Source organism: Pseudenhygromyxa sp. WMMC2535, assembly GCF_011083025.2.
Genome location: NZ_JABJWV010000001.1, coordinates 8,384,203 through 8,401,576, shown reverse-complemented (window position 1 = coordinate 8,401,576; position 17,374 = coordinate 8,384,203). Strand labels below are relative to the sequence as shown.

Below are 17,374 nucleotides of genomic sequence, written 5' to 3'. Positions count from 1 at the left end.
AGGCGCGCTCTCAGGCACATCTGGGCGGCCCCGTGGTCTTTGTCGCTCGGCGCTCGCAGTGGGTCCACCACAGCTTCGGCCTCGCTCCTCGCCACGAGACCGCCCAGACGCACCTGAGAGCGCGCCTCCAAACTGATTGCCGCTCTAGGACTACTTGGTCATATGGGGATCGACAACGATCCCCGGCTGTGATCTGCTACGGGGGTGACTCCAGAACAAATCTCCCGGGTGGGGGCCGAACTCGAGGAGTTTCTCGGCTACATCACTCATCAGATGGGTCGCAGCGAGCGGCGCGAGGCCCTCGCCAACTACATGCGTGGGCTTCTCCTCGATGGCGAGCGCAAGAGCATGGTGCCCATCGCTCAGCGCCTCGCAGCCGCGCCCGGTGACAGCGAAGCCATCCGCCAGCAACTCCAGCAGGCGATCACGATCGCTAACTGGGACGAGTGGGAGCTGTTTCGCCGACTCGCCCTTCGCGTCGAGGACAAGCTCCCGGGCCTCGACGCCTTCGTCATCGACGACACCGGCTTCCCCAAGAAGGGCAAGCACTCCGTCGGGGTACAGCGTCAGTACTCGGGGACGATGGGCCGCCTCGACAATTGCCAGGTCGCAGCAAGCCTCCACCTCGCCAGCGAGGCGGGCGGCGCTTGCATCGGCATGCGCTTGTTTCTTCCCGAGGTCTGGGCCAACGACCCAAGGCGCCGGACCAAGGCAGGCGTCCCCGAGGAGCTCTCCCATCAAACGAAGCTCGAGCTCGGCCTCGGCATGCTCGACCGCGCCCTCGAGTGGGGGCTCGCGCCTCGACCGGTGCTCGCCGACGCGGCCTACGGCGACTCGACGGAATTCCGCAAGGGACTCGAAGAACGCGGGCTCCACTACGTACTGCGCATCTCCGGCAACGCGGTCGTATGGCCGCCAGGGACGTGCCCGAGCCCTCCTCCGTCCAAAGCTCCCGGCACCAAGGGGCGGCCACGAACAAAGTGGGTCTCCCCTGAAGGAGTCGAGCCCGTCTCGGTCGAAGAGCTGGCGAAGAACTTGCCTGCTAGGCGCTTCCGTCACGTCGAATGGCGCCACGGGACGCGCGGGCCTCAGCGGCGGCGCTTCGCGGTGCTACGCATCCGAACCGCGCACCGGCATCGGTCAGGGCACCCACCGGGTGAAGTGCAGTGGCTGCTGTGTGAGTGGTCCTACAAGAAGAAGGAGCCAACCGCGTTTTATTTGTCGAACTTGCCCGCGAAGACCACGGTCAAGAGGCTGGTCTACCTGGCCAAGCTTCGCTGGCGGATCGAACGGGACTACCAGGAGATGAAAGGGGAGCTCGGCCTCGACCACTTCGAGGGACGAACATGGCGAGGCTTCCACCACCACGTCGCCCTGGTCGCCGCAGCTCACGCCTTCCTCACGCTCCACCGCGTGATTTTTTCCCCGGAGGACCCGGAGGCGGAAAGCACAGCGAGCCGAGCCCGGGCTGACCATCCAGGCATTCCGAGCGTTACTACAAGTGGTCCTGCTTCACTTGCTGGGTCACTGTCCCATGTGCGGACGTGACATCGACCCACGGGGGCCACCGATCAGGCCCTCGCGGATGTGATCAAGTCGTACTAGGCGCCCGCGCACTCAGCCCTGGTCGGACCAGGGCGGCAGCAGGTAGCGATACTGGGCGACCTGGAGCTCGCCTTGGGTCGAGGGGTCCCAGCCTTCGATGAGCCGCAGTTGGCCGCCCTGGGCGACCCAGCGCCCGTCGAGCTCGTGGGTCTCGATGGCGTAGAGCACGGCGAGGATGCAGGGGCCCTCGCTCGCGCGCTCGATGTCACCGCGCGAGAGCAGCAGGCGATCGCCGGCGCCCTCGGTGCCCCGGACCTCGACGCGGACGGCCTCGGCCCCGCGCAGGCACACGAGCTCGCAGCCCCCGGGCTTGCGGGTGACCCGGGTCGGCCGCCAGCTCATGGTCCGCAGCTGGGCGGTCACGGTGGTCACCGCGTGGTTCTCGATCGCCTGGATCTGATCGGGGTTGCGGTGGCCGGGGGCGCGGGCGAAGCGGGCGTAGGTCAGGGTCGAGACGCTCTCGAGGTCGTCGGCCCCCGGCAGGTTGCTGGGCAGGAATTCCGCCGGCGCCTGGGTGACCAGGGCCAGCAGCCAGCGCGCGCTGGCCTCGACGCCCGTGGGCAGGCGCAGGTGCAAGCTCAGCGGGCGGCCCTGGCTGACCTCGAGCAGGGCGCGGGCGAGCTCGGGCTCGGGCTCGCCGCGCACGCCGAGCGCCTTGTCCTCGCTCCAGGCCGCGAGGATCTGCGCGCCGCCGAGGCGCAGGCGCGCGACGACCAGCTCGAGGCCGCGGGCCTGGTCGGCCCCGGTGTCGAGGTGAACGGCGAGCGCTGGCTCGAGGGTGACGCGGGCGCGGGCGTCGATCTCGACGCCCTCGTCGGTGTGAATCTCGATCTCGTCGGACATGCGCCGATCGATTGTCGGCCGCGGCGCTCGCAGAGGCCAGCCGGCGGCGCGCGCCGACCTCGAGGCGGGTCAGGACCGTGAGCAGCCCAAAATGAAGGCCAGCGCGCCTTCGAGTGCGTCGCTGGCCGTCATCGAGGACCGCTTGGTCATGCTCGACTTCGCTCGCGCCCCAGGGGCGCGCGTCTTCAGACCGTGAGCCCGGCGAGGGGCGCGATGCCGTCGTCGCCGAAGCTCGAGATGTCCACGCCGAGGGACTGGAGCATGGTGATGAACAGCTCCGAGACCTTGCCCTCGTCGAAGCTCAGGTGCTGGCCGTTGATGAACTGGCCGCCGGCGCTGCCGGCCAGGATGATCGGCATGTTGTAGTGGGAGTGGCTGTTGCCGTCCTCGATCTCGCTGGAGAAGTAGACCAGCGAGTTCTCGAGCAGGTTGGACTCGCCCTCGCTCACGCCGCGCATGCGGTCGAGCAGGTAGGCGAGCTGGGCGACCTCCCAGGTGTCGATGATCCGCAGCTGGTCGAGCTTGACGGGGTCGCTGCCGTGGTGGCTGATGTCGTGGTGCGAGGCGGGCACGCCGATGAAGTCGTAGTTGCGCCCGCTGCCGCCGTTGCTGAGCATGAAGCTGACCACGCGGGTCAGGTCGCAGGACATCGAGAGCACCATCAGGTCGAGCATCGCGCGGACGTGGCCGGTGACGTCCTGATAGGCGTAGGAGTAGGCGCTGGTGTCACACACGCCGGCCTCGGTCTCGATGCGCAGCTCGAGGTCGCGGATGCCGTCGAGGTACTGCTCGAGCTTCTGCCTGTCGGTGGCCCCGAGCTTGGACTGGAGGGCGGTCGCGTCCTCCTCGACGTAGTCGAGCACGCTGAGCCGGTAGGCGCGGCGGCGGGCGTTCTCCTCGGCGGTGGCCTGGGGATCGTAGCCGCCAAAGAGCAGGTCGAAGGCGACCTGGGGCGAGGTTAGCTTGGGCAGCGGGTTGGCCGAGTCGGCCCACGAGATGTTGCGCGAGTAGGCGCAGGAGTAGCCGCTGTCGCAGTTGCCGATGCTCGCCCCGCCGTCGATGCCGAGCTGCAAGCTGGCGATCGACGTGGTGTCGCCCAGGGCGTTGGCGTAGACCTGGTCCATCGAGATCCCGTTGACGATGTCGGTCTCGCTCTTGTTGGCGCTGCGGCAGGTCAAGAAGGCCGCGGTCCCGGCCGCGTGGTCGCCGGCGCCGTCGGGCTTGGCCGGGACGTTGTCGAGGCCGCTGAGCACGAGCACGTTTTGCTCGAGCATCAGATCGAAGAGCGGCTGGAGGATCGCCGTGGCCGCGTAGTCCGGGCCGGTGGTCGCCGGGACGAAGTCGTCCATGTCGATGCCGTTGGGCACGTAGAAGGCGACGAGGCGCAGCGGGTCGTCGCCGGGCTCGGCCTTGGCCGAGCGGATCCACCGGCTGCGCGGGGCGAGGGACTCGAAGAAGGGCAGGGCGACGGCCACTCCGGCCCCGCCCAAGAAGGCGCGGCGACCAAAGCGGTTGTCGAAGCCAGGACGCTGGGCGTAGCCGGGCTGGAGGTGGCGCTTGTTACGGAGTTGGAACTTCATGGTCAGTTACCCTCCTGCTCGCCGCGGCGCGCGGTGAACAGCTCGCTGGTGACGATGAGCTTGACGAGGTCGGGGAAGCGCATGGTGGTGGCGAACTCGGCCTCGATCTCGTCGAGGTAGGGGATGTCGTCGAGGGTCAACCCGCGCCCGAGGGCGTAGGTCATGGTCTTCTTCATGGTGCAGCGCGGGAACTCGGGGTCGTCGGCCATCAGCTCGGCCATGCCCAGGGCGTCGGCGAAGGCGTCGCCGTCCGTCGGCATCTCGCCGCTGGGGTCGATCTCGAGCCCCTTGTCGAGCAGGCGGTAGCGGCCGATCGGATCGTAGTTCTCGAAGGCCAGGCCGATCGGGTCGATCAGCGAGTGGCAGGACGCGCAGACCGGGTCGGAGCGGTGGGCGTCGAGCTGCTCGCGCATGGTCCCGGTCGCCTCGGGGTCGGGCTGGGGGATGTCGATGTCCGCCGGCGGCGGCGGCGGCGGCACGCACAGCAGCTGGTCGAGCACCCACTTGCCGCGCTTGACCGGCGAGGTGGTGATCGGGTGCGAGAGCACGGCCATCAACCCCGGGGTGGTCAAGAAGCCCGCGCGGGGCAGCGCGGAGATGTCGACCGCGACCGGCTCGGCGCCGACGGGGTCGAGGCCGTAGAGCGGGGCGAGGTTGTCGTCGATCATGGTCTGCGTGCCCGTGAGCAGCTCGGTCATCGGCCGCTCCTCGACGATGAAGGCGCGGAAGAAGCTCTGCATCTCGGCGCGCATCGACGCGCGGACCTCGTCGGTGAACTCGGGGAAGGTGACCGTGTCCTTGAACAGGTCGTCGAGGGCGCGGATGTACAGCCACTGCCCGGCGAAGTTCTCGACCAGGGCCTCGGACTTGGAGTCGGCGAGCATGCGGTCGACCTGCTGCTCGAGGACCTGCTGGTCCTGGAGCTTGCCCTCGCGGGCGAGGGCGAAGAGCTCGTCGTCGGGCATCGAGCTCCACAGGAAGTAGCTCAGCCGCGAGGCGAGCTCGTAGTCGCTCAGCGGGTGGGGCTCGAGATCCTCGGGGGTGGGGTCGAGCTCGACGCGGAAGATGAAGTGCGGCGAGGTCAGGGCCGCCGAGAGCACCAGGCGCAGCGCGTCCTCGAACTCGCCGCCCTCGGTCTCGACCGTGGCGTAGAGGCCCATCAGGTCGTCGACCTCCGCGGTGGTCAGCGGCCGGCGCCAGGCCCTGGTCACGAACTCGTCGATGACCTGGCGCAGGCAGGGATCCTCGCCGTCGACCCCGGGGTCGCAGGTCAGGATCATGTCGCGCAGGGGGTTGGGGATCGGGTCGTTGGGCCCCTCGATCTGCAGGTAGTCGACGTAGAGGTTGCGGTCGGTGTTGAGGTCGGCGTCGAGGGCGTCGTTGGTGAACACCACGGCGAGCTTGTGGACGCCGGCGTCGAGCTGGACCTCGACTTGGTGGACCTCGGCGAGCTCGCTCTCGGTCGCCGCGATGTCGGACTCGTAGACCACCTGGCTGTCGATGGTCATCTGCATGTGCGCGAGGTCGTCGCCCGACTGCGAGGCGTAGGCCCGGGTCTCGAACACGAAGGTCCCGTCGCCGGCGGCCTCGAAGGTCGAGAACACCTCGCCGTTCGACCACAGGTTCCAAAACCCGCCCGAGGCGCCGCCGACCGAGGCCTCTGCGTCGGCCTCGGCCTCCCAGGCGTGGAGCTCGGCGTCGGCGACGATGCGCAGGGCCTCGTCGACCAGGTTCTCGGCCGTGCGCGCGTAGAGCTCGAAGTGCAGGGGCGAGAGGCTCTGGACGTCGGAGATGTTGTCGAAGCCGTAGCTGTGCTCGTCGGCGGGGAACTCGTCTGCCGGGGAGACGTCGAGCATGCCGAAGAAGAGGTCGCGGACGGTGTTGTTGTACTCGGCGTTGTTGAGCCGGTGCATCGTCACGCGGCCGGGGTCGAGGAGGTCCTCGCTCTCGCCGGTGTCGTTGCCCTCGCTGCCCTCGGAGCCGCCGTCGGCCGTGGCCGCGTCGTCGGATGCCTCGTCGTCGCCGCCGGGCCCCGAGCCCGAGTAGCAGGCGGCGAGGGCGAAGGGCAGACAGAGCGCGGGGAGCAAGCTGCGGTCCACGGGTCGCTTGGCCATGGACGCGAGTGTGCAGAGCTCGCAGATGTGGAGCCAAGAACTTTTTGGTCGGCGGTATGTTTGGGATCCACGACTGCTCGATCGACGCGGGCGGAGCAGCTTTTGGGCGTCGGCAGACTGTGGGCTTGGAAAATCGCGTCTGCGAGCTCGCGGACTTCGAGGCTGGCTCGTGGTGCCGCGCGAAGCCGTCCCCTTGGCTATTCGAACACGGCGAGTCGAGTAATACGCTCGATGAAGGCCCGCCGCTCGCTCCCGCGGCCGAGCTCGAGGGTGGTCAGGGCGACGCGGCTGATCTGGTGGACCGTGTCTGCGCCGCCCGGGCAGGGCTCGAGCCACTCGCCGATCGCCGACACGCCGTAGTCGTGGCCGCCGTCCTCGCCGAGGTAGAGCATGATGTGCCCCGGCATGTAGAGCAGGACCACGCCCCGCTCGGCGGCCGCGTGGATCGCCTCGCGCTTGGCCTGCTCGTCGAGCTCGGAGACGTCGACGCTGCGCGTGCCGAGGCGCGACTGGACCGCGGAGTTGCGAGGCAGGCGGAGATCGAACTGCGCGAACAGGTCCATCAGGTAGCGCGAGCAGTCGCGCAGGCCAGCGCGCCCGCCCCAGCCGTAGGGATCGTCGAGCTGGGCGAGGGCCTGGGTGAAGAGCTGGCGGCGCGTGAAGGGCAGGGGGGCGTCGCCGGCCGCCACGCTGGCGGCCACCGGGGAGGCGGTCGGCCCCTCGGGGGTGGGCAGCAAGATGGCGCGGCTGCTGCCCTCGGCGAGAGGAAAGTGCGAGCCGGCGCGCAGGGGGAGCGCGTCGGTGAACAGCCACAGCTGGGGCAGGGCCGCGCGGGCGCGCAGCGCCTCGTCGCTCACGGCTGGACCGACGCTTTGTTGACCCGTGCTGTCCTCGGCGCGGATCCAGCCGACGCTGTGGCCGGCGTCGACGTAGAGCCAGCGCGCCTCGGGGCCGCGGGCGATCACGCGGACGAGCTCGCCGAGGTGCAAGGACGCGCAGCGGTTGCGATCGAAGTCGAGGTCGACGGGCTCGGTGTAGAGCCCGGCGGTGGTCGGCACGCACCAAAGCGGGGTCTCGCGCAGGACGTCGTGGACGCTGCCGCCCTCGGGGAGCAGCTCGGCGGCGCGGACCGTAGCCGCGGCCGCGGCCAGGGCCCCGGGGCTGGTCTCGACGTACTTGCCCTCGTCGACGCGCCCGCGCAGCCAGGCCAGGCGCTCGTCGAGCTCGGCGTGGACGTGGTCGGGGTCGGCCAGGCTGGGATCCGTGACCTCGCGCCAGCCCCCGGGCAGGGCGCGGACCTGGGCGGCGAGCTCGCGGCGCTCGTCGTCGTCGAGGAGCGGGCGATCGGCGGCCTCTGGGGGCAGCTTGGCCAGCCAAAACTCGGCCCGCTCGAGCTCGGGGCGGACATCTGGGGCGCGGGTCTCGGGGATGGGCGCGCTGGGGCAGTCGTCGGCGCTCGCGCGCGGGTCCGCGTCCTGCCCTGGGGCTGGCGCGTCATCGACGAAGGGCGCCGACTCGACGCGGGCGGACTCGGGCGTAGAGCCGCCACAGGCGCCCGAGAGCACGGCCAGGGCCGTGGCCAGGCGCCAGCGAGCAGCGCGGGGACGAGACGTCATACGCTTCGCGGACGCGGGCATGGTCGAGAAGATTCCGGGGACGCCGGCGGGCACTGGACGACCAGTATCACGGCCGCGCGGCTTTCTGGGTCATCTGCTCGGGGATCCCTAGGATGGCCGCGTGAAGGCGCTCGCGCAGCTGTGGGTCGGGGATGGGCCATCTTGGTGGTGGGCGGTCGCGGGCCTGGTCCTGGTGTTCCTCGGGCTGCGCCTCGGGGTGTGGTCTCAGCGGCGCCGAGAGGCCCGCAGGGCCCACCGCGCGCGCAAGGTGGGCAAGGAGGGCGCGCGGCGCAGCCAGCGAGCCCTGCGGCGCGCGGGCTACGAGATCCTCGAACTCGAGGTCCGCGGCTGGTCCGAGCTCGAGGTCGACGGTCGGCGGCGACGCTACGCGATCCGCGTCGACGCGCTGGTCAGTCGCGGCGGTCGTCGCTACGTGGCCGAGTTCAAGGCCCGCGAGCGGGGCGCGAGCCTGCGCAATCGAGACACGCGCCGCCAGCTGATCGAGTACGCCCTGGCCTTCCCCGACTGCGAGGCCGTGCTGCTCGTCGAGGGCGAGCGCGGGCGGGTGCAGGAGGTGCGCCTGCCCGCCGCGCAGCGCCTCGGGGCCCAGCGACGCACCTGACGACGTGCGGGAAAAAATCACAGACTCTGAGTGCAGGTCGTCGGCGCGGCCCCCTCGGGCCAGGCTGAACCGGCCTCACTGCGCTGATTTGTCTCGCTGTGTGGATTGATCTCGCTGTGCGGATTTGTCTCGTCGCGTCGAACCTGTCTCGTGGCACCCTCCTGGGGAGCGGCGGCGTGTCAGCGGCATGTAGCGACGGCTCCAGCCTGGGATGTGTGTCGCAGCCTGCGAGGCGTGCCCGCTGCGCAGCGACACGCAGCGCGCTCGCGTCTCTCCGCCATCGCGCCTGCTCATCGCGATGCTTTGACCTGGTTTGACCTCGCGCCCTCGACGTTGCAGGATATTCGCATTCATCGCGGACGTGATGACGCCAGCCCCATGTTTTGGGGTGGTGTCTGGGCTTCGTCGGTGCTCACGAGGAGGACGGCTGCGCGTCCGCGCTGTCTCGATCGACACATCATTCATTGTCAGGAGATACATCCATGAAGACCCATTATTTGATTGAGCTGGCGGCCATCGCGGCGCTGGTGACCTCGGCCTGTAGTGACGACGGCAACGCAGACACGACCGGAGAGGACATCGGCACCGAGACGGACACGGACACGACCGACACGAGCACGGAGACGACGACCGACACGGGGACGGAGACGGACACGACGACGGACACGGAGACGGAGACGGAGACGGGGACGGAGACCGACACGGACACGGGGACGGAGACCGACACGGAGACCGACACGGACACCGAGGGCGGGGCCTGCGTTGGCAACGACGGCACGAGCGAGGAGACGGCGGCGAGCTCTTGCCTGGAGATCCTCGAGAACGGCTGCTCCGTGGGGGATGGGAGCTACTGGGTGATGCCCGGCGAGGTGGCCTTCGAGACCAACTGCGACATGACCACGGACGGCGGCGGCTGGACCGAGATCTCGCTGCCGCACCTTTGCAACGGCGACCTGGTCACGACGATGACGGCGATCGAGGCCGCGGAGGAGGAGGGCATCGACGACGCCTGCCGGCCCTTCACCGCCGACGGGGCCGGAGACCACACTTATGTGTTCGACGTCGAGTTCCCGCCGACCTTCGAGGCCTTCTACCTGAGCGACTACTCGATGCGGGCCAACGGCGACGACCCCTCGGGGATCCTCGGGGCCCTGTTCACGCAGAGCGACTGGAACGACGCCAACGGCGGGACCGTGCAGGGCGACGTGTCCTTTGGCTCGGCCGACGACCTCGGCCCGGTGGTCAGTTATGGCTCCGAGAACGAGGAGGTCAATTGCGACAGCTGCGAGACCGTGTTCGCGAGCAATGACACCCCCTTCAGCGTGGGCGCGGCCTCGGCGAGCTTCCGCATCGGCTGGGGTGAGGCTGGGAGCGAGGACGAGGGCTGGTACCCCTGGTGGGCCGGTTCGGTCTACCTGCGCTGAGCGCATCGCCCTGAGCGAGGAGTCCGTGGAGGAGCCCGGCGCACTCGGGACGGCGTCGACGCCTCCATGGGCTCCCGCGCCTACGCTCGACGCCCTCTCGTGTGCGCTCAGGGTCGCGGAGTGACGTCCACGGGCAGCTTGCCCTCGACCCAGCGCAGGTGGACGTGGTCGGCGTGGGTCGGCCAGTAGCCGCGGTTGTCGGCGTGCAAGAAGCGCCTGCCCGGGCGGCGGTCGCCGACCTGCTCGTCGAAGGGCGCGAGCACGTTGGCGTCGTTGTGGACGAAGTAGGCGACCGCGTCGATCTCGAACACGATCTGCGCGAGGATGCGCAGGCGCTGGCTGGTCGCGGTCAGCGAGAGCTCGTCGTTGGGGTCCAGGCGGGGCTCTCGCTCGCCCTTGCCCTTGGGCTTGCTGGTCCACATCGAGACGCCGCGCTTGATGTGGCTCCACCACACCCGCGGGCGCCCGTCTTTGTCGGTGTCGGCGGGATCGAGGAGGTAGAGATCGGCGTCGACGCCGTGCTGGTGGGTCCAGTGATCCGAGATCTTGCCGCCGGTGACGTGGCTGATGTCGCCGACGCCCAGGGGCAGGCCCGTGCGCTGGCGGTACTCGGCGGCGATCTCGACCACGGACTCGATGGTCGAGACGGCCCCCCACTGGCGGTGCAGCGACTCCTCGGTGTTGGACTTGAACACCAGGTAGTCGCGGCCCGGGGTGATGTAGTCCGAGAGGTTGACCCAGCGCTCGCCGGCGACCCAGGCCTCGTGCTCACCGTGCGCGTCGGGGCCCTGGGCGAGGCCCCGAGGGGGCACGACGATGTGCAGATAGGCGAGCTGGGGGCCCTTTTTCTTGTCGCTGAGGGTGATGACGAGGTCGTAGCCGGCCAGCGGCCCGCGGCGCAGCTCGGCGCCGGGCTCCTCGCTGGCGAACTTGGCGAGCGCGGCCCACTCGCGGACCTGCTCGAAGCGGCCCTCGAGGTTGATCGCTCGGCCCTCGCGGTAGGCCTCGCGCAGCGCGGAGCCGGCGGGCAGGGGTCCGCGCGGGGTGTCGCGGGGGCGGAGCTTGATCTCGCTCGCGCGCAGGAGCTCGCGGGCCTCGTCGAGGCGCGCGGCGATCTGCTCGGCGTCGAGAGGGGCGCGGGCTTGATCGCCCGCGGGGTCGCGCTCGGACTCGTCCGACTCGCTGGGCTCGCCCTCGGGCGCCGCCGCTTGGGGCTGGGCCGCGGGCGGCGGGGGGCTGGCGAGGCGCTGTGCGAAGGCCTGGACCGTGGTGCGCACGGCGTTGGCTTCGCTCGCGGCCTCGTCTTCGCCGTCTTCGAGCAGCGGGTAGGCGCACGCGAGGCAGAGCAGGGGGAGCGCCCAACAAAGACGCCTCACTCGCTCGCCGCCACGCATGCGCTTCAATCTACCTCACTCGGCCTCGGTCTGGGCCGCCTCGTCGCTGGCCGCCGGCGCCGCAGCGCCCGACTCGCCCGGGTGGTTGATGGCGAAGTACGCAGACACCGCGGCGAGCAGGGGGAAGAGGAACCAAAGCGCCTTGCTCCACTCGGGCTTGCGGTTGAACACCGCGGGGGCCGCAGCGAAGAGCACCCAGATGAAGAGCTTGGGGTGCAGCCAACCAGGTAGGCCAGCTTGCATGGAGCGCACGCGGGCGAGCATGCCGAAGCCCGCGATGATGATCAGCAAGATGCCGACACCGTGGGTCGCAGCGAGCAGGGCGCGGGCTTTGTTGGTCTCCTTGGTGCCCCCGGAGATGCCGTGGAAGGCCCATCCGCCGAAGGCCATGAACACGAGGATGATGCCGAGGACGTGGAGCAGGTTGTAGAGCTGGTAGGAGAACATGTGGGTGGCCCGGGCGAAGGTTGCCGCGGGCACGGACGGGGCGCAAGCGGACAGATCGGCGCAGGGCGCCGCGCGCCGGGGGGAGCGGGCCGTGGGAGCAGCCGCGCGCCGCTCAGATCACCGTGGCGGGGCGCACCAACATGATCGCGCTGGTGTAGCCGTGCATGAAGGTGTGCCCCGAGATCGGCCCGATCTCTGCGTTGCAGAAGAAGCCGGCGATGGGCAGGCCAGGATCGAGGAGCTCGCGGATGGCGTTGCTGTCGTGGTCGGGCTCGCCGTAGAGGACCTCGCCGCGGCCGAGGCAGGAGAAGAGCAGGGCGACCTGAGGGCGCTCCGCGCGGCGATCGTAGGCGTAGTCCGCGAGGAGCTCGCGCAGCTCGTTGGCGGAGGTCTCGGCGTCGCGGACGTGGAATTGCACGACCGGGTTGCCCTGGAGCTCGGCGGCGACCCCGATGGCGCCGCTGGTCGGGTCGACGCCCACGAGGTTGCGAACCAGGAAGTCGCCCTGGTCGTAGACCTCGCGCTCGGTGGTCATGGACACGCCGATGAACAGGCTCGAGTGGGCGAGGGCGCGGTCTTCGGGGGGCAGCTCGTCGAGCAGCTGCTGGAGGACCTCGACGGAGGCGCGGCCGTCGAGCTCGTAGATCACGTTGCCCTGGCGGCGGGTGGCGAACAGCGGCGTGCCCACGGGGCGGCAGCCCTGGGCGACGATGGTGTCGACCTCGATGTTGCCGCGCATGGCCAGGCCGACCATGCCGCGGTGGTGGCAGGAGCGCTCGCAGAACATGCGGTGCTCTCCCGGGCGGCGCCCGCCGGACACGAGGCCGCCAATCTTGGCCCCGCCTGGGAACGCACGATCGAGGCTGGCGAGGAGCTCGGGGCCGCTCCAGGTGAAGGGATCCGGGAGCAAGATCAGGTGGGGATCGGGGCCGTCGGGGATGCCGATGGCTCGCAGCCAGCGCTCGCGCTCGGCTCGGGGATCGGCCGCGGGATCAGGCTCGGGGTCCGGGGTGCGCTCGCTGGGGATGTGGAAGGCGGTGAGCTCGACGCCCGGCAGGCGAGCGGCGGTGAGGGCCAGGCCGGGGCCCTCCTCGAGTTCGTGGCCGTCACCGATCACGCCCCCGGCGGTGCAGCCGAGCACCGTGGCCGAAGGGAAGCGATCGCGGAGCAAGGCAGGGAGCTCGTGCCAGCGGTGCTGGTGATCGCGGCTGACGAAGACGAGCAAGAGATCGGGGGCGTCGCCCTCGAGCTGGGACTGCAGCTCATCGGTGCTCTGCTCGATGGCGACCTCGAGGTCGTCCGCATCGCTGATGGCGGAAGCCCAACGCACGGGCGGAGGGTAGCAGGCACAAAGCGGGTATGCTCCCGCCGTGGCCGAGCGAACCCACGAGGTCCGAGTCCCGGGGCTCCCGCCCTGGGTCGAGCTGCGCAGGCTGCTCGGGCCGACCGCGCGTGGCGACGACGCTGGCGCTGGCTGGGAGCTGGCCGAGGCGGGCTCCGAGGCAGGTGCCACGCTGATCGAGGCGAGGGCGCAGCTGTCGACGGAGCTGGCGGCGGACCTGGCCGCGCGGCTGCGCGGTCTCGTCCTCGACGGTCGGCGCGTCGAGTGTGAGATCGAGCCCGAGCTGCGTCGCCCAGCGGTTCGCCGGGCGCGGACCGAGGACGCCCGTCGACGGCGCGCGACCACGCCGGGCTTCACGCGCGGCGGGGTGCGCCTCGATGAGGAGGGGCGCTGGTCGCTGACCCCCGAGGCGCTCGCGCTTCGCATGGCCCGCTGGGCGCGAGGCCGCCCCGTCGTCGACGCGGGCTGTGGCGTGGGTGGCAACGCCATCGCCTTCGCCCGGGAGGGGTGCCCGGTGGTGGCGCTCGAGCGCGACGCCGAGCGTCTGGCCATGGCGCGCCACAACGCGAAGGTCTACGGCGTCGCGGGCCGAGTGCGCTTCGTCCAGGGCGACGCCCTCGCCCTCGCGCCCGAGCACGGCGGCCCGGACACGCTGCTCTTCGTCGATCCGCCCTGGGGTCGAGAGGGCGCACGAGCCCGGCGCGAGCTCGCCGATCTCCCGCCTGTGGCCGAGCTCGCCGCGATCGCAAAAGATCGCTACGCCGCGCTGTGGGCCAAGCTCCCGCCCTCGGCGACCCCGGCGGAGCTGCTCGCCGGGGGCGGTGAGGTGCGGGCGCTCTTCGGCGAGGCCGAGGGCGACTACCGGCGGATCAAGTTCTTGCTCGCGAGCACCGCTGGCTTCAGTTGAGCTTCTGCTTGAGGAGCTCGCCGAAGCTGCCGAGGTCGGCTTTCTTGTCTTGCTTGCGCTGCTTGGCCCGGAACTGGTTGTAGTTGCTCCGGGCCTCGACCTCCTCGACCCGGCGGATCGAGTAGCGCGTGCGGCCCTTGTCGTCGCTGCCCATGGCGACCACGCGGATCTGCTTGCCGACCGGGAAGGCGCGGCGCGGGTCTCCGCCCGGGGGCAGGTCGAGCTCGCGGGTGGGCACGATGCCGGCGCCGGTGGCGGTCTCGATGAACACGCCAAAGGCCTCCACGCGCACGACCTCGGCGTCGACGACCGCTTGCTCGTTCTTGCCGGAGCCGCCGGCGTCGCCGGAGCCCTGGCTGGCCTGGCGCAGCGAGAGGCTGATGCGCGGGGGCTGATCCGGGGCGCCGACCTCGATGTTGAGGACCTTGACGCGGATCTGCTCGCCCACGGAGACCACGTCCTCGACGCGCTCGACCCGGCCGTGGCCGAGCTCCGAGATGTGGACCAGGCCCTCGGCCCCGCCGAGATCGACGAAGGCGCCGTAGGGCTGGATGGTCTGGACGGTGCCCTCGACGATGGCCCCCTCGCTGAGCGAGGCGAGCAGCTCTCGCCCGGCTTCGGCGCGCTGCTCCTGGAGCAGCGCCTTGCGCGAGACGATCACCGAGCGGCCGTTGTCGCGGACCTCGATGACCCGAAAGTCGAGGGTCTGGCCCTCGTAGATCGAGATGTCCGGGGTGTAAGAGATGTGCACGTGCGAGGCCGGGCAAAACGCGCGGGCTTTGCCGATGCTGACCTCGAGGCCGCCCTTGACCGCCTTGGTGACCGTGCCCGAGATCGGCGCCCCGGACTCGAGGGCGAGCTCGAGGTCGACGCCACCGGCGCCTGCGCCGAGGCGCGTGACCAGCTTGGGCTTGTCGCCGCCGCGGGCCACCGTGAGCCGCAGGCGGTCGCCGATGGCGACCTTGAGGTTGCCGTCGCGGTCCTCGAGTTCGTGGCGATCGATCTCGCCCTCCGAGCGGGTCCCGACGTCGACGAACACGACCTGTCGGCCAATCTGAACCACCGTGCCCTGGACGGACTCCCCGGGGGAGAGCTGGCGTCCGCCCGCGCTCCTGCCACCGCCGGATTGCTCGAAAAGGGCCGCGAAGTCTTCGTCCTCGACCATGGTCGTCGCTTCTATCACACCTGTGGGCGGCGTACAGGGGCGCGGGCAGCTCGCTGTCGATGGCCGCGCGGGAGGCTGGGGCGTCGTTTTGAGCCACCTAGGGGGTGCTCGGGCGCGGGGCTGCCAGTTCGGCGCGACTGGGGCAGCGCGGCGGGATCAGGCCGACCCGGATCGATGACGACCCGGATCCATGACGACCAGACTCGCGAAGAGTCACGGGGGCTCGGAGGGCAGAGGGGGAAACGAGCAGAGAGGGGAGGGGCTGGACGCGAGTGCGAGTGGACGCGAGGCGCCAGCGAGGGAGGGGGCCGGCGACGGGTGGTGGAGCTGGAGGCGAGCGCGAGGATCGGGTCGATGAGGACGCGTCGAGGAGCGCTCGCCGTGGTGGGAGGCGAGGTGAATCGATGCACATCGGCGCGAGTGAAAATCGAATCGATGCACTTCGACTCTCTCCAATATCGGACACATGAGTTCATCGCAGGCGCCGTCGGCTCGGATGGCGCTGGGTGGCGCTGCGTCGCGGATATATCCAAGATGTATCCAATTTTGGTGCCATCACTTGCGATCGCTAAAATCCGTGTCATCTTGTAGTAGGTCGGTGCGTGTCCCGTGGATCCGCCAGTCGGATTCGGTCGATACGAGACGGGTGTCCATCAAATCGATGATCAGTGCTCGGCCTCTGGGCCGAAGGAAGGACGGCGATGCAGGAAGCTCATCAACAGACGAATCACGAAACCACCACTACCACGGACTCCAGCGTTCGACTTTTTCGCCATCACATGCGGCCACATTGGGGCGTGGCCGTGCTGCTCTGGCAGCGCGACGGAAAGCGCGGCTATCAGTTCTCCGACGGCCGCCAGCGCGTGTTCAAGGAGGGCTTCTATCACCTCTTCAAGCCCGCGGTGGCGCCGGGAGACGGCAGCGCCAAGACGGTCGTTCGCCTGGCGCGGCTGGCCGGCGACGAGCAGGTCCTCGACAGCGGCCGGCGACTGCCGAGCCTGCGCGATCAGATCGGTCTATTCCGCGAGGACTACCCCGAGGGCTTCCACGGCGAGGCGTGGCAGGCCGATCACCGTGGCCTCGGCGCGAAGCGACGGCTCAAGCGTCACCGCGATCCCGCCATCGCCCAGGCCGTGGGCTTGTCGCGGGCCAAGCTCGGCGCCCTGGTCGAAGCCAAGGACTGGGCCGGAATTCACGAGCGCGTCCACGAGCTGCTCAAGGGCTCGGATCTGGTGCCGGCGCCCCACGCCAAGCGCTTCGCCGCGCTCGCCCCGAGCGCAGAGCTCGGTGAGGCGCTCTACGGCTGGCTCTACGGCGAGGAAGAGGGCCCGACGCGCTTCGCCCGGTTCGAGCGCGCGCTCGGCCGCAAGGTCTCGACCTGGCCGGTGATCTCGGCGATCGGCGCGCTGGTCGACCCCGAGGGGCACACCTGCGTGCGACCCAGCGTGTACCGCGTCCAGGCCAAGATGCTGCTGCCCAACTTCCAGGTCAGCGCGCGGCCCAACTGGCTGAGCTACAGCCGCTACCTGCACATGGCGAGCACCGTCTACGACGAGCTCGAGGCCGCCGGCCTGGCGCCCAACGATCTGCTCGACGTCTACGACTTCATCTGGCACACCCTGCGCCCCGCAGCCCAGGCCCGCCTCGGGGTCGACGCCAAGGCTGCGCCTGCGCGCAAGACCGGCTGAGTGCGCTCGCTGGGTGGGTCGACTCGCTGAGCGGGCCGACTCGCTGAGCGGGTCGACACGTCGAGCTGGGTCGAGGCGCTCGCGCCCGCGCCCAGCTCGACGCAGCTCAGCTCGGCGCTTCTTTGCGCAGCGCCTCGATGCTCGGCTCTGCGCCGTCTTCAATCCACTGCGCGTAGTGGCCGATGAAGGCGGCCTGGGCCGGGCTCTGCACGTAGTTGGGGTTGATGGCGCGAACCTCCGCGAGGGCCTCCTTGGGCCCGCGCCCGAGGGTGACCAGGCAGCAGGCGGCCACGGTCCCCGTGCGACCGAGGCCGCCGCGGCAGTGCAGCAGCGTCGGTCGGGTCTCGAGCTCCTCGACGATCGAGCGACACAGCGAGGCGCAGGCTCGCGGTGTGGGGATGCCCATGTCGGCGATTGGGAAGTGCACGACCTGAAAGCCCGCCTCGGCCACGGCCTCGGGGAGGACCTTGGTGGTCAGGTTGACCACGCGGGCGATTCCCTTCGAGCGCAGGAAGGTCAGATCATCGGTGAGCTCGCGGAGCAGCCCCGGGCGCGCCGATCCGGCCAGTCGTCCGGGGATGAACCAGCTGAAGCTGGCGAGTGATTCACGAGAGCGGCGACGCATGA

General features: G+C 70.1%; 15 protein-coding genes. 6 read left to right on the top strand and 9 right to left on the bottom strand.

The genetic code is table 11. The features are described from left to right. Positions 1-204 precede the first annotated feature (204 nt). The gene (locus G6O69_RS32470; RefSeq protein WP_172307349.1) at positions 205-1,548 is read left to right on the top strand and encodes an IS701 family transposase; all 1,344 of its coding nucleotides are present in this window, start codon (positions 205-207) and stop codon (positions 1,546-1,548) included. Between the two features lie 69 nt (positions 1,549-1,617). On the opposite strand, the gene G6O69_RS32465 is transcribed toward G6O69_RS32470, so the two are convergent. Continuing rightward, positions 1,618-2,448 carry a hypothetical protein gene (locus G6O69_RS32465; protein WP_172307348.1) on the bottom strand — a complete coding sequence of 277 codons (831 nt, stop codon included), beginning with the start codon at positions 2,446-2,448 and terminating at the stop codon, positions 1,618-1,620. Between G6O69_RS32465 and G6O69_RS32460 the strand changes: the two genes are divergently transcribed. After that, positions 2,447-2,644: a hypothetical protein gene (locus G6O69_RS32460; RefSeq protein WP_176397221.1), complete on the top strand. Its 198-nt coding sequence runs from the start codon at positions 2,447-2,449 to the stop codon at positions 2,642-2,644. The two genes, G6O69_RS32465 and G6O69_RS32460, sit on opposite strands and share 2 nt — an antisense overlap. Here G6O69_RS32460 and G6O69_RS32455 read toward each other — a convergent pair. The 3 genes from G6O69_RS32455 to G6O69_RS32445 form a co-directional block, all read right to left on the bottom strand. After that, entirely contained in the window at positions 2,634-4,028 is a 1,395-nt protein-coding gene (locus G6O69_RS32455) for a DUF1552 domain-containing protein (RefSeq protein ID WP_172307347.1), read from the bottom strand. The two genes, G6O69_RS32460 and G6O69_RS32455, sit on opposite strands and share 11 nt — an antisense overlap. A 2-nt stretch (positions 4,029-4,030) precedes the next feature. Further along, on the bottom strand, positions 4,031-6,142 hold the full coding sequence (locus G6O69_RS32450) for a DUF1592 domain-containing protein (protein ID WP_172307346.1): 2,112 nt from the start codon (positions 6,140-6,142) through the stop codon (positions 4,031-4,033). Between the two features lie 197 nt (positions 6,143-6,339). Further along, positions 6,340-7,758, bottom strand: coding sequence for an NlpC/P60 family protein (locus G6O69_RS32445; protein ID WP_172307345.1), 1,419 nt, complete (start codon positions 7,756-7,758; stop codon positions 6,340-6,342). Between the two features lie 121 nt (positions 7,759-7,879). On the opposite strand from G6O69_RS32445, the gene G6O69_RS32440 reads away from it, so the two are divergent. Together G6O69_RS32440 and G6O69_RS32435 are read left to right on the top strand one after the other, a co-directional pair. Beyond that, the gene (locus G6O69_RS32440; protein ID WP_172307344.1) at positions 7,880-8,380 is read left to right on the top strand and encodes a hypothetical protein; all 501 of its coding nucleotides are present in this window, start codon (positions 7,880-7,882) and stop codon (positions 8,378-8,380) included. Between the two features lie 482 nt (positions 8,381-8,862). Continuing rightward, positions 8,863-9,804 (top strand): fibrinogen-like YCDxxxxGGGW domain-containing protein, encoded by a 942-nt coding sequence (locus G6O69_RS32435; RefSeq protein ID WP_255215931.1) that lies wholly within the window; start codon positions 8,863-8,865, stop codon positions 9,802-9,804. Positions 9,805-9,911: 107 nt separating this feature from the next. Here G6O69_RS32435 and G6O69_RS32430 read toward each other — a convergent pair whose 3' ends face one another. The 3 genes from G6O69_RS32430 to G6O69_RS32420 form a co-directional block, all read right to left on the bottom strand. Further along, the gene (locus G6O69_RS32430) at positions 9,912-11,198 is read right to left on the bottom strand and encodes a penicillin-insensitive murein endopeptidase (protein WP_172307343.1); all 1,287 of its coding nucleotides are present in this window, start codon (positions 11,196-11,198) and stop codon (positions 9,912-9,914) included. 15 nt (positions 11,199-11,213) lie between these two features. After that, positions 11,214-11,678 carry a hypothetical protein gene (locus G6O69_RS32425; RefSeq protein WP_172307342.1) on the bottom strand — a complete coding sequence of 155 codons (465 nt, stop codon included), beginning with the start codon at positions 11,676-11,678 and terminating at the stop codon, positions 11,214-11,216. A 79-nt stretch (positions 11,679-11,757) separates the two neighbouring features. After that, entirely contained in the window at positions 11,758-12,975 is a 1,218-nt protein-coding gene (locus G6O69_RS32420; RefSeq protein WP_172307341.1) for an FIST N-terminal domain-containing protein, read from the bottom strand. 40 nt (positions 12,976-13,015) lie between these two features. Between G6O69_RS32420 and G6O69_RS42500 the strand changes: the two genes are divergently transcribed. After that, the gene (locus tag G6O69_RS42500; protein ID WP_172307340.1) at positions 13,016-13,894 is read left to right on the top strand and encodes a methyltransferase domain-containing protein; all 879 of its coding nucleotides are present in this window, start codon (positions 13,016-13,018) and stop codon (positions 13,892-13,894) included. Here G6O69_RS42500 and G6O69_RS32410 read toward each other — a convergent pair. Then, positions 13,887-15,059 (bottom strand): S1 RNA-binding domain-containing protein, encoded by a 1,173-nt coding sequence (locus G6O69_RS32410; protein ID WP_172307339.1) that lies wholly within the window; start codon positions 15,057-15,059, stop codon positions 13,887-13,889. The two genes, G6O69_RS42500 and G6O69_RS32410, sit on opposite strands and share 8 nt — an antisense overlap. A 797-nt stretch (positions 15,060-15,856) precedes the next feature. Between G6O69_RS32410 and G6O69_RS32405 the strand changes: the two genes are divergently transcribed. Beyond that, positions 15,857-16,747, top strand: coding sequence for a hypothetical protein (locus G6O69_RS32405; RefSeq protein WP_172307338.1), 891 nt, complete (start codon positions 15,857-15,859; stop codon positions 16,745-16,747). Between the two features lie 106 nt (positions 16,748-16,853). Here G6O69_RS32405 and G6O69_RS32400 read toward each other — a convergent pair whose 3' ends face one another. Then, entirely contained in the window at positions 16,854-17,372 is a 519-nt protein-coding gene (locus tag G6O69_RS32400; protein WP_172307337.1) for a tyrosine-protein phosphatase, read from the bottom strand. Positions 17,373-17,374 lie beyond the last annotated feature (2 nt).